The sequence below is a fragment of the Tenacibaculum haliotis genome, assembly GCF_025215075.1.
Lineage (GTDB): Bacteria > Bacteroidota > Bacteroidia > Flavobacteriales > Flavobacteriaceae > Polaribacter > Polaribacter haliotis_B.
Window position 1 is genome coordinate 68,265 of the sequence record NZ_JAOBTH010000026.1, and the last position, 12,124, is coordinate 80,388.

The 12,124-nt window shown below is 30.6% G+C and carries 11 protein-coding genes; 5 read left to right on the top strand and 6 right to left on the bottom strand.

The genetic code is table 11. The features are described from left to right. Positions 1 to 41 precede the first annotated feature (41 nt). The 3 genes from N2251_RS06450 to N2251_RS06460 are packed head-to-tail and all read right to left on the bottom strand — an operon-like array spanning position 42 to position 2,668. Positions 42 to 1,133, bottom strand: coding sequence for a M42 family metallopeptidase (locus N2251_RS06450; RefSeq protein WP_260585913.1), 1,092 nt, complete (start codon positions 1,131 to 1,133; stop codon positions 42 to 44). Between the two features lie 21 nt (positions 1,134 to 1,154). Beyond that, complete coding sequence (locus N2251_RS06455; protein WP_260585914.1) at positions 1,155 to 1,985, bottom strand: lysophospholipid acyltransferase family protein; 831 nt, start codon at positions 1,983 to 1,985, stop codon at positions 1,155 to 1,157. A gap of 56 nt (positions 1,986 to 2,041) precedes the next feature. Next, positions 2,042 to 2,668 (bottom strand): NUDIX hydrolase, encoded by a 627-nt coding sequence (locus N2251_RS06460; RefSeq protein ID WP_260585915.1) that lies wholly within the window; start codon positions 2,666 to 2,668, stop codon positions 2,042 to 2,044. A 103-nt stretch (positions 2,669 to 2,771) separates the two neighbouring features. On the opposite strand from N2251_RS06460, the gene N2251_RS06465 reads away from it, so the two are divergent. From N2251_RS06465 to N2251_RS06480, 4 genes are all read left to right on the top strand, one after another. Next, complete coding sequence (locus N2251_RS06465) at positions 2,772 to 3,065, top strand: hypothetical protein (protein ID WP_260585916.1); 294 nt, start codon at positions 2,772 to 2,774, stop codon at positions 3,063 to 3,065. Between the two features lie 253 nt (positions 3,066 to 3,318). After that, positions 3,319 to 5,745, top strand: a complete 2,427-nt coding sequence (pheT, locus tag N2251_RS06470; RefSeq protein WP_260585917.1) for a phenylalanine--tRNA ligase subunit beta — start codon at positions 3,319 to 3,321, stop codon at positions 5,743 to 5,745. 133 nt (positions 5,746 to 5,878) lie between these two features. Beyond that, a complete protein-coding gene (locus N2251_RS06475) occupies positions 5,879 to 6,913 on the top strand; it encodes a quinone-dependent dihydroorotate dehydrogenase (protein ID WP_260585919.1) in 1,035 nt (344 codons plus the stop codon). A 50-nt stretch (positions 6,914 to 6,963) separates the two neighbouring features. Beyond that, positions 6,964 to 7,578 carry a LysE family translocator gene (locus tag N2251_RS06480; RefSeq protein WP_260585920.1) on the top strand — a complete coding sequence of 205 codons (615 nt, stop codon included), beginning with the start codon at positions 6,964 to 6,966 and terminating at the stop codon, positions 7,576 to 7,578. A gap of 1 nt (position 7,579) precedes the next feature. On the opposite strand, the gene N2251_RS06485 is transcribed toward N2251_RS06480, so the two are convergent. The 3 genes from N2251_RS06485 to N2251_RS06495 form a co-directional block, all read right to left on the bottom strand. Further along, positions 7,580 to 8,137 carry an HNH endonuclease gene (locus N2251_RS06485; RefSeq protein WP_260585921.1) on the bottom strand — a complete coding sequence of 186 codons (558 nt, stop codon included), beginning with the start codon at positions 8,135 to 8,137 and terminating at the stop codon, positions 7,580 to 7,582. Positions 8,138 to 8,209: 72 nt separating this feature from the next. Further along, a complete protein-coding gene (locus N2251_RS06490) occupies positions 8,210 to 8,740 on the bottom strand; it encodes a YfiT family bacillithiol transferase (RefSeq protein WP_260585922.1) in 531 nt (176 codons plus the stop codon). Positions 8,741 to 8,745: 5 nt separating this feature from the next. After that, the gene (locus N2251_RS06495) at positions 8,746 to 9,423 is read right to left on the bottom strand and encodes a tetratricopeptide repeat protein (RefSeq protein WP_260585923.1); all 678 of its coding nucleotides are present in this window, start codon (positions 9,421 to 9,423) and stop codon (positions 8,746 to 8,748) included. A 223-nt stretch (positions 9,424 to 9,646) separates the two neighbouring features. Here N2251_RS06495 and lon point away from each other — a divergent pair, with 223 nt between their 5' ends. Beyond that, complete coding sequence (lon, locus tag N2251_RS06500) at positions 9,647 to 12,103, top strand: endopeptidase La (RefSeq protein WP_260585924.1); 2,457 nt, start codon at positions 9,647 to 9,649, stop codon at positions 12,101 to 12,103. Positions 12,104 to 12,124 lie beyond the last annotated feature (21 nt).

Below are 12,124 nucleotides of genomic sequence, written 5' to 3' on the forward strand. Positions count from 1 at the left end.
ATTACTGTTATCGAGCTTTTTTGTGCTTATAATATGTAGGTTTATTTAAAATATGAAAAATCTTCTCCGTTTTCAATTTTTAATAAACTTTCGTAAATCATTTTAATAACGTTTTCAACATCTTCACGATGCACCATTTCTACAGTAGTGTGCATGTAACGTAAAGGTAACGAAATTAATGCAGCGGCAACACCACCATTGCTGTAAGCAAAAGCATCAGTATCTGTACCAGTAGCTCTTGATAACGCAGAACGTTGAAAAGGAATTTCGTTAGCCTCAGCAGCATCAATAATTAAATCACGTAATTTTTGTTGTACAGCGGGTGCGTATGCAATTACTGGACCTTTACCTAGCTCTAAATGACCTTCCTTTTTCATTTCAATCATCGGAGTAGTTGTGTCATGTGTTACATCGGTAACAATGGCTACATTCGGTTTTATAGTTTGTGCAATCATTTCGGCACCACGTAAACCAATTTCTTCTTGTACAGAGTTTGTAATGTACAATCCGAAAGGTAATTCCTTTTTATTTTCTTTTAATAAACGCGCAACTTCGGCAATCATAAATCCTCCCATTCTGTTGTCTAAAGCACGACACACAAATTTATCACCGTTTAAAATATGAAATTCATCTGGGTACGTAATTACACAACCAACATGTACTCCTAATTTTTCCACTTCTTCTTTCGTTGCACAACCAGTATCAATAAAAATATTATCAGGCTTTGGTGCTTCTTCTTTTCCTTTATTTCGTGTATGAATTGCAGGCCATCCAAAAACACCTTTTACGATGCCGTTTTTAGTATGAATATTTACAATTTTACTTGGTGCAATTTGATGATCAGAACCTCCGTTACGAATCACATAAATTAATCCGTTGTCTGAAATATAGTTTACATACCACGAAATTTCATCAGCATGTCCTTCAATTACAACTTTATATTTAGCATCAGGATTAATTACTCCAACAGCCGAACCGTATGTATCAGTAATAAACTCATCAACATAAGGTTTTAGGTAATCCATCCAAATTTTTTGCCCTTCCCATTCGTATCCGGTAGGAGCAGCGTTATTTAAATATTTAGCTAAGAAATCTATTGACTTCTCGTTTAAAATTGAGTTATTTTTAGTCATAATATATGTAATGTTGTTTTATTATTCCTCTTCTTCTTTTTTAGAATCTGGTCCCCAAAAACGTCGCTGTTCACGATATTCTTGTTCTTCTTTTAATTGTTTTGGAGTTAAAACTTTTAGAAATGATGGGTGCTGTTCGATAGCATATTCTATTTTTTCAACAATACTAGCTACATCCTCATTCTCATAATCAATATCTAAAGGTTCTTTAATAACCATTGATTGTAAAACATTTCGTTTTTTTATAAGCAATCCTTTTTTATCAAAGGAACGTCTAAAACCATCAATAACAATAGGTACTACAACAGGGTTATATGTTTTTATAATATGAGCAGTACCTCGACGAATAGGTTTAAATGGCGTGGTAGTTCCTTGCGGAAAAGTAATTACCCAACCATCATCTAATGCCTTACGGATGTTAGAAATATCAGACATTTTTACTTGTCTTTTTACTTCTTTTCCTTTACTTCTCCAGGTTCTTTCTACAGAAACAGAGCCTACATAGGCAAATATTTTAGGTAATAAACCAGCTCGCATAGTTTCGCCAGCTGCAATATAATAAAGGTTCAATTTTGGGTTCCATAGATAACCTACATTTCTAATATTATCATCACGACCTTTTAAAGCAGCGTTAAATACATGGAACATCGAAGCGACATCCGCAAAATAAGTTTGATGGTTAGAAATGAATAAGACATTTTTTTCAGGTAAATTACGAAGTATATCCATGCCTTCAATTTGTAAATTATTGAATTTACGATAACGACCGTGTGATATAACTCCCAATACTTGAATAAGGAAGCGTTTTATGAATAAAATATGACCGAATGGGTTCCTTTTAAATAAAGGCATTTGTAATTATATTTTTAGTGATAAGAGCTAAATTACAAAAGAAATAGAAAACATGACTACTTAAATAAATCTTTAATTTCTGAAAGCATCATAGCTGTTGCTCCCCAAACTATATAACCATTTAGTTTAAAGCAAGGTACCTTAATGTTTTTCATGTAAGATGTTTCCATTTCTGTAGAAGTTAAATTATTGTCGTTTAACAAATCACTAATAAACACTTCTATAATATTGGCAACTTCATAATTAGGTTTAAAAACAGGTTTTTTATTGATGACACCTATAAACGGAGCTACTAAAAAGTTACTTGGCGGAATATAAGAATCTGAAAGTTGACGAATTATTTTAATATCTTCAGGTATAACTCCAACTTCTTCTAATGTTTCTCTTAACGCAGTTTCTTTAAGATTATTGTCTTTTTGATCTATTTTTCCTCCAGGGAAACTAACTTGAGCTGAATGACTTCCTTTGTAACTTGCTCTTTGTGTTAATAATAGGCAAGTTTTATTGTTTTTATCAGGATAAAATAATGCTAAAACTGCAGCTTTTTTTGGGTTTTTACTGTCAATTAATTCCTGTGAAAATTGAGTTCTTAATTTAGGAGCCAATTTAAATTGAGAAATTAATCCGCCTAAAGGTTTGTGTTGTATTTCTTCAAGTTGATTTGTAAAATCAGAAAAAGTCATTCGTTTTTAGTATTTTAGAGCAAACATATTAATTTACAGAGTTAAATATAAAATAATTTGGCTTGAATTTTGATTTGTAATTAACAGAATTAATTTTAAATAAATGGATAAAGAAAATAAATATAAAAAATTAGCACTTAGTTTATTATTTGATGCAATAGGATTTGTGTCGTATGTAATACCTGGCGTGGGTGAGTTAATAGATGTAGTTTGGGCGCCAGCATCAGCTTATATAATGACTCGCATGTATAAAGGTAATAAAGGAAAAATTGCTGCTGGAGTTGCTTTTATTGAAGAAGCAATGCCTGGTTTAGATGTAATACCAACTTTTACACTAATGTGGCTATTTACGTATGTATTTAGCACTAAGGAATCAAAAAAAACAATTGAAATTTAATATTTTTTATTTTAAGTAAAAGGATAATCTCTAAATGATTGTCCTTTTTTTTTGATAAAACTTTTGCGTGATTATAATAGAAGAGGTTGATTTTTTATATAGGTAGTAACCTTATCAAGTTCTAATTATTTCAAAATGATGGTTATGTTAAATAACAAACAATTAAAAATCAATTTAATGAATACTCTTGGAAATGATTATCGTTTTTTCCTTTATTTTCTGTAAATTTGCAGGCTCAAATTAGAGATTGATTATGAAGATATCATACAATTGGTTAAGACAATTTTTACAAACCGACTGGGAAGCTGAAAAAACAGGAGAACTATTAACAGATTTAGGTCTAGAGGTAGAAGGAATAGATAAGGTAGAGAGCATCAAAGGTAGCTTAAATGGTATCGTTGTTGGTGAAGTAAAAACATGTGTAAAACACCGAAACGCTGATAAACTAAAAATTACTACGGTAGATTTAGGTGATGGTAATCCGGTTCAAATAGTATGTGGAGCGCCAAATGTAGCTGCTGGTCAAAAAGTACCTGTTGCTACTGTAGGTACTACTTTATATGATGAAAAAGGAGAAGGATTTAAAATTAAAAAAGGGAAGATAAGAGGTGAAGAAAGCCAAGGAATGATTTGTGCCGAAGACGAGTTAGGTTTAGGTAAAAGTCATGAAGGTATTATGGTTTTAGATGATGCTATTGCTCCAGGAACTTTAGGTGCCGATGTTTTTAATATCGAAACAGATTATGTTTTTGAAATAGGTTTAACACCAAACCGTGCCGATGCAATGAGCCATTACGGTGTTGCACGTGATTTACGTGCCGGTTTAATGCATCAAGGAACAAATTTAGAATTAATTTCTCCTTCGGTGTCTGATTTTCATGTAGATGAACGTACTTTAAAGATTGATATCGAAATTGAAGATAAAAATTTAGTGCCTCGTTATTGCGGAATTACAATTACCGATATTGAAGTAAAAGAATCTCCAGAATGGATTCAGAATAGATTAAAAGCTATTGGTATTGTGCCTAAAAATAATATTGTAGATATTACGAATTATGTTTTACATGAGTTAGGGCAACCTTTACATGCTTTTGATGCTAATAAAATTAGAGGTAATAAAGTTATTGTTAAAACATTAGCCGCAGGAACGAAGTTTAAAACGTTAGATGAAGTAGAAAGAACGTTAGATGCAGATGATATTATGATTTGTGATGCAGATGATAATCCATTATGTTTAGGTGGTGTTTTCGGCGGATTAAAATCGGGAGTAACAGAGCATACCACAGCAGTTTTCTTAGAAAGTGCTTATTTTAACCCGGTTTCTGTTCGTAAAACAGCAAAACGTCACGCATTAAATACCGATGCTTCTTTCCGTTTCGAAAGAGGAATCGATATCAATTCTACAAAATACGCTTTAAAACGTGCTGCTTTATTAATTGAAGAGTACGCAGGTGGAAAAATGTCTTCGGATGTTTTAGATTTTTATCCAGAGAAAATAGAAGATTTTGAAGTGTTTTTATCTTTCGAAAACACGTATAAATTAATAGGCCAAGAAATTCCTAAAGAAACTATTAAAAATATTTTAGCTTCTTTAGAAATTAAAATAAACAGTGTAACTGAAGGTGGTTTAGGTTTAACAATACCTTCATACAGAGTAGATGTACAGCGTGAAGCTGATATTATTGAAGAAATTTTAAGAGTTTACGGATACAATAATATTGAGTTTTCTCACAAATTAAATACTTCAATATCTTTTGATAGCGATAAAGAAGTTAAGATAGAAAACATTGTTGCAGATCAGTTAACTTCATTAGGATTTAACGAAACAATGGCTAACTCGTTAACAAAAGCATCTTATGTAGCGTTGTCTGAAAGTTTAAATGAAACACATAATGTAGAGATGTTAAACCCGTTAAGTAACGACTTAAAAGTAATGAGACAATCATTATTGTTTAGCGGTTTAGAATCTGTTTCTTATAATATCAACAGAAAAAATAACGCTTTAAAACTTTATGAGTTTGGTAAAACATATCATAAATACGAAAGCGGATATCAGGAAGACAAGCACTTAACGTTGTTTGTTACAGGAAATAGAACGAAAGATAGTTGGAAAACGACTACTCAAGCTTCTGATTTCTTTTATTTAAAAGGAATTGTAACCAACTTATTAAGTAGATTAGGACTTGATAATTTAAAAACTTCACCTATTAAAACAGATGTGTTTTCTGAAGGTATAGTATTAAGTTTAGGAAAAACTAAACTAGTTGAATTCGGAGTTATAAAAAGGGCTGTTTTAAAAGAATTTTCTATTAAACAAGAACTTTTATTTGCCGACTTTAATTGGGAAAACATTTTAAGCTTAGCAGGTAATAAGAAAATTAAAGTATCAGATTTAGCTAAGTTCCCGTCAGTAAAACGTGATTTAGCGTTGTTATTAGATGATAAAATTGAGTTTAAAGAAATTTACAATCTTGCTTTTCAATCAGAAAAGAAATTATTAAAAGAAGTAGATTTGTTTGATGTTTATGAAGGTGATAAATTACCTGAAGGTAAAAAATCATATGCAGTAAGTTTTGTAATTCAAGATGAAAACAAAACATTGGCAGATAAACAGATTGATAAAATAATGCAAAAATTACAGCAAACATTCGAGAAAAATTTAGATGCTGTTTTAAGGTAATTCAAAAGCTCCAATTTTTATTGGGGCTTTTTTTATGAAATTTCACGTCATTCTGAACTTGTTTCAGAATCACATCAATATAAGTTAATTATGAGATGCTGAAATAAATTCAGCATGACAAAAAAACAAACACATGTATAAACTAATTATAAGACCGATTTTCTTTCTTTTTGATCCAGAAAAGATTCACTATTTTACTTTCTCATTAGTGAAATTCATGACAAAAATTCCTTTTGTAGCTTCCATATTCAGAGGTTTATATCAGGTAAATGATAAAAAACTAGAGCGTAATTTATTCGGGTTAACTTTTAAAAACCCTGTTGGTTTAGCTGCTGGATTTGATAAAAACGCGGTTTTATATAATGAATTAGCAAACTTCGGATTTGGTTTTGTTGAAATAGGAACTGTAACACCAAAAGGGCAAGCAGGAAATCCGAAGAAAAGACTATTTCGTTTAAAAGATGATCAAGGAATCATCAACCGAATGGGATTTAATAATGAAGGATTAGCCATTGCTATTAAACAATTAAAAAAGAATAAAGGGAAAATAATTATTGGCGGTAATATTGGTAAAAACACCCATACTGCTCCTGAAAATTATACAGCAGATTACTTAGAGTGCTTTAAAGGATTGCATCCGTATGTAGATTATTTTGTATTGAATGTAAGTTGTCCTAATGTTGGGAGCCATGCAAAACTAGATGATGTTGAGTATTTAAAAGAGTTAATTACTGAAGTTCAGCAATTAAACAATAAGGAAGCTGTTCAAAAGCCAATATTATTAAAAATAGCTCCAGATTTAAATAATCAGCAATTAGATGAAATAATTGAGTTGGTTGCTAAAACTAAAATTGATGGAGTAATTGCATCAAATACATCAGTAAATAGAGATAATTTAAAGGTTTCTAAAGAACGATTATCAGAAATTGGTAATGGCGGTGTAAGCGGACAACCAGTTAAAGAAAGAAGTACGAAAGTAATTAAATATTTGGCAGACAACTCAAACAAAGCATTTCCTATAATCGGAGTAGGAGGGATTCATTCTGAAAAAGATGCCTTAGATAAAATTAATGCAGGTGCCGATTTAGTACAAATTTATACAGGATTTATCTATGAAGGACCGAGTTTGGTAAAGCGAATCAATAAAGCTATTTTAGATCAATCTTAAATTAACTTTTACTGAACTAATTTCAGTAGCTTTTTATAATTATTTAATTAATGATTGAAACTCTTATTTCGTTTGTTTTAGCTACGGCTACTTTAGCTTTTTCACCAGGTCCTGATAATATTTTTGTACTAACACAAAGTATTGTACATGGCAAAAAATATGGTTTAGCAACAGTTATTGGATTAATGACAGGTTGTATTATTCACACTACTTTGGTTGCCTTTGGTGTTTCGGAAGTTATAAAACAAAATCCGAATTTATTTTTTATTATCAAATTATTCGGAGCCTTGTATTTACTATATATTGCGTACCAAGTTTATAAAAGTGACGCAAAGATTGCGTTTTCAACAGATAATATAGTTAAGAAATCAACTTTCGAATTATTTAAAAAAGGCTTTTGGATGAATGTTTTAAATCCGAAAGTTACTATTTTCTTTTTGGCATTTTTTCCGCAGTTTTTATTTTCAGAAACAATTTCTACGGTAATTCAGTTTTATGTTTTAGGTGGCTTGTTTATACTTACTTCTTTTGTAATATTTTCTACAATTGCTATTTTGGCAGGAACAATATCAACATCAATAAAAAAGAACGCCCAAATAGGAGTGTTCCTAAAATGGGCGCAAATTGTAGTTTTTATAGCCATTGCTATATTAATTTTACTATAAATTAATCTTCGGTAACATATCCCCAATTTTCACCCGTTTTAATTCTATGCAATTGCATTTCTGAAACACCAAACTGTTTCGCAATCATTTTTAAACGAGTTCGTCTATTTGGGTCGTTTAATTTCCGTTTTAGCAACATAACCTTGGTTTCTGTAAGTTTTGTTGTGTTAGGTTTATACTTATGCACCTTATTAACGTATTCGGGGTTGGTGTATTGATGTACTTCCTTTTCTCTTTTTGTAGCCCACTTAAGGTTTTCTACTTTATTATCTTTTTTATCATAATTTAAATGAATTACATATAACTCATCTTCTTTACGATCTAAAAAACTTTCAGCTACGAGTTTATGAACATACCTACTGGTATTTTTTCCGTTTACTCGTTGTTTTAAAGGTAAGTTTTGGTAACCGTTTATAAAATATTCATTTACCAAAGTTTCTTCTTCCTTTTTACAGTTGATGATTCTACCGTAATTGGATATTTTAAATTTTTCTTTTTCAGAGATTTTATTATCAAATACTATTTCTTTCCACATTTCATTCCTGTAGTTTCGTATCATATTTTCAATATTTATCTGAACTTAAATAATAAATAGCACTTTATTATTTTAGGTAAAAATACGCATTTTGTATTATTTCCAAGAATTTTTTAAAAGTAACTGATTAATATGCGCATAATGATGCTTACAATGCCAAGCATAAATGCCTATATTTTCTTTTAAACTAACTTCTTCGTTTCCTTCGGGATGAATAAAAAGCTTATTTAAATCATCATTAGTTAAACCTTTTAAAAGATACACCCATTTAGCATGCAAAGCTTTTAAAGCGTTTAAAGATAAAATTATAGGAGCAGACTTAGAATCAAATAATTCAGCCCAACGATCTTCATAATAAGCTTTAATTACTGGTTTATCTTCAGTTAAAGCCCATTTAAACCGCGTATATGAGTTGTGATGACTATCTGCACAATGATGTACCACTTGCTTTACAGACCAACCACCATCTCTATACGGTGTATTTAATTGTTCTTCTGATAAATTTTTAACTAAAGTGGCTAGTTTAGTGGGAAACTCTTCTAAAACAGCAATCCATTCATTAATTTTTTCTGATGAAATTTCTGTAGGAATAATAGGTTTTCCTATCGGATATTTTAAATGTTCCATTAATTTTATTGTTCTTTAGTCAGCTTAGATAAAGTTCTTTTAGCACTTCTGTTTTCAGAGTTAATAGCCAATGCTTTTTTGTAGTAAATTATGGCGTTTACAGTATCTTTTGTTTTTAAGTAGGCATCGCCAGTACTATCGTAAGTATTAGAACTTTTTGGATATAATTCTATATTGATTTTAAAAATTTCGATAGCTTTTTTATGTTGTTCATCTTTTAAATATTGATATCCCAAACTATTTAAAGAACTTTCTCTAATTACAGGGCTTAAGCTATCTTTTTCTTTAATCAATTTATAGCCCTTTAAAGCGGCAGTAAAATTGTTATTTAAAAGATATTCGCTAGGAGTTTTTTCACCTTCCTTTAATTTATTAAAAACAAAAACTTCATCTTTATGCTCTCTTTTTTTAGCGAGTTGAATCTTGTTTTCAGAAGTATTAAAAATTAATTTTTCGTTTAACTCTCTAACATAAAAAGTACTATCATTAATTTTTAAAGGTTCTAAATTTTGATTACGCCACGTTAAAAGTAATTTTTCTTCATTAAATTTAACGGCTATAATTTCATCAGCATTAAAAAAATAACGTCCTGTAGCTTTTTTTATAAAATCATTAGAATTTTTACTTGTAGTACAATTTATTAAAAGTAATAAAACAGCAAGAAAAAGTAGTTTAGTTTTCATTTTCGGTGGCTTTTGGTAAAAATATATAAATAAGACGACTTATGTAATAATTAGTTACAAAGTAATACGTTTTTTACTTGGCATAACAATTGACTTATAAAAACAAGTAAAATAATGTAAGTAACACTAAGTTGTTGTTTATTAAATATTTAAAAAGTAAAAAGTGAATTTTACAGTGTTTTAAATAACCGTTAAAATGTCACTATGACACATATATAAGATTATGAGTAAATCAAAAATAATACATTTAGACAATTTGTCGCTTCAAGACGTTTTTAATGAAGATTCAGAATTGATTCCTTTATTAACGCCTGAAGATGAAGAAATAATTAATAAAGAAAAAGTTCCTGAAACGTTACCAATTTTACCGTTAAGAAACACCGTATTATTTCCAGGTGTTGTAATTCCTATTACTGCTGGTAGAGATAAATCTATTCAGTTAATAAAAGATGCAAACAAAGGTGATAAAGTAATTGGAGTTGTAGCTCAGAAAGACGGTAATGTAGAAGATCCTGGGTTAAATGATATTCATAAAACAGGAGTTGTAGCGCAAATTTTACGTGTTTTAAAAATGCCTGATGGTAACACAACTGTTATTATTCAAGGAAAAAAGCGTTTCGAAATTGACGAAATTACACAAGAAGAACCATATTTAAAAGCAAAGGTTCATGAAGCATTAGATGATAAAGAGGTTGATGACGAAAAAGAGTTTAATGCAATTATAGAATCTATTAAAGAACTAGCATTAGAGGTTATTAAAGAAAACCCAATGTTACCTTCTGAAGCATCTTTTGCAATTAAAAATATTAAATCAAATTCGTTTTTGGTGAATTTTATTTCATCAAATATGGAGTTAAGTGTTGCTAAAAAACAAGTTTTACTTGAAAAAGACAACTTAAAAGAACGCGCTCTTTTAACCTTAAAAAACTTAGATAAAGAGCTTCAAAAACTACAATTACGTAACGATATTCAATCTAAAACACGTTCTGATTTAGATCAGCAACAACGCGAATATTATTTACATCAGCAATTAAAAACCATTCAAGATGAATTAGGTGGTGTTTCTCATGATCAGGAATTAGATGAGATGAGAATCAAAGCTAAAACTAAAAAATGGAATAAAGAGGTTGCCGAAACTTTTGAGAAAGAATTAAGTCGTTTAAAGCGAATGAATCCTCAAATGGCTGAATATGGTGTGCAACGTAATTATTTAGAGCTGATGTTAGAATTACCTTGGAATGAGTTTTCTGAGGATAAATTTGATTTAAAAAGAGCTCAGAAAATATTAGACAGAGATCATTTCGGATTAGAAAAAGTTAAAGAACGTATTATAGAACATTTAGCTGTTTTAAAATTACGTGGCGATATGAAATCTCCAATTCTTTGTTTATACGGACCTCCAGGTGTTGGTAAAACATCATTAGGTAAATCGGTTGCAGAAGCATTAGGGCGTAAATACGTGCGTATGTCGTTAGGTGGTTTACGTGATGAAGCTGAAATTCGCGGGCATCGTAAAACTTATATAGGAGCCATGCCAGGGCGTTTAATTCAGAATATTAAAAAATCAGGAACTTCAAACCCTGTATTTGTTTTAGATGAAATTGATAAATTAAGTCAAAGTAATCAAGGAGATCCTTCTTCAGCAATGTTAGAAGTGTTAGATCCTGAACAAAATACGGAGTTTTATGATAATTATTTAGAGGTTGGTTACGATCTTTCTAAAGTATTATTTATAGCTACGGCAAACAACTTAGGTCAAATTCCTTGGGCGTTACGTGATCGTATGGAAATTATAAACGTTACCGGATATACGATTGAAGAAAAAGTTGAAATAGCTAAAAAATACTTATTTCCAAAGCAATTAAAAGAACATGGCTTAACTCCTGAACATTTAACGGTTGCAAAAAAGCAATTAGAAAAAATTGTAGCAGGTTATACGCGTGAATCAGGTGTTCGTGGTTTAGAAAAGCAAGTAGCCAAAGTGATACGTTTTGCTGCAAAATCAATCGCAATGGAAGAGGAGTACAACATTGCTTTAACTAACGAGGATATTGAAACTATTTTAGGACCAGCACGTTTAGAGCGTGATAAATATGAAAATAACGATGTTGCTGGTGTAGTTACAGGTTTAGCTTGGACAAGCGTTGGTGGCGATATTCTATTTATAGAGTCAATTATATCAAAAGGAAAAGGAAACCTTTCTATTACAGGTAATTTAGGTAAAGTGATGAAAGAATCATCAACAATTGCCATGAAATACATCAAAGCAAATACCGAAGAATTTGGCATTAATCCACAAGTTTTAGAAAAATACGATGTCCATATTCACGTACCAGAAGGTGCAACACCAAAAGACGGGCCAAGTGCAGGTATTACCATGTTAACCTCGTTGGTATCGGTATTTACACAACGTAAAGTAAAAAATAAATTAGCCATGACTGGTGAAATTACATTACGTGGAAAAGTATTGCCAGTAGGCGGAATTAAAGAAAAAATATTGGCAGCAAAACGTGCAAATATTAAAGAACTTATTTTGTGTGCAGAGAATAAAAAAGATATTGAAGAGATAAAAGAAAGTTACTTAAAAGGCTTAACATTCCATTACGTAACCGAAATGAAAGAGGTAATTGACCTTGCACTTACCAAGCAAAAAGTAAAAAATGCTAAGAAATTAGTATAATTGCAAAAGGCTGTCTAAAAA

Excerpts from the sequence above, each read along its gene's own strand:
- N2251_RS06450 (WP_260585913.1), bottom strand. The coding sequence starts at position 1,133 with ATGACTAAAAATAACTCAATTTTAAACGAGAAGTCAATAGATTTCTTA.
- N2251_RS06455 (WP_260585914.1), bottom strand. The coding sequence starts at position 1,985 with ATGCCTTTATTTAAAAGGAACCCATTCGGTCATATTTTATTCATAAAA.
- N2251_RS06460 (WP_260585915.1), bottom strand. The coding sequence starts at position 2,668 with ATGACTTTTTCTGATTTTACAAATCAACTTGAAGAAATACAACACAAA.
- N2251_RS06465 (WP_260585916.1), top strand. The coding sequence starts at position 2,772 with ATGGATAAAGAAAATAAATATAAAAAATTAGCACTTAGTTTATTATTT.
- pheT (WP_260585917.1), top strand. The coding sequence starts at position 3,319 with ATGAAGATATCATACAATTGGTTAAGACAATTTTTACAAACCGACTGG.
- N2251_RS06475 (WP_260585919.1), top strand. The coding sequence starts at position 5,879 with ATGTATAAACTAATTATAAGACCGATTTTCTTTCTTTTTGATCCAGAA.
- N2251_RS06480 (WP_260585920.1), top strand. The coding sequence starts at position 6,964 with ATGATTGAAACTCTTATTTCGTTTGTTTTAGCTACGGCTACTTTAGCT.
- N2251_RS06485 (WP_260585921.1), bottom strand. The coding sequence starts at position 8,137 with ATGATACGAAACTACAGGAATGAAATGTGGAAAGAAATAGTATTTGAT.
- N2251_RS06490 (WP_260585922.1), bottom strand. The coding sequence starts at position 8,740 with ATGGAACATTTAAAATATCCGATAGGAAAACCTATTATTCCTACAGAA.
- N2251_RS06495 (WP_260585923.1), bottom strand. The coding sequence starts at position 9,423 with ATGAAAACTAAACTACTTTTTCTTGCTGTTTTATTACTTTTAATAAAT.
- lon (WP_260585924.1), top strand. The coding sequence starts at position 9,647 with ATGAGTAAATCAAAAATAATACATTTAGACAATTTGTCGCTTCAAGAC.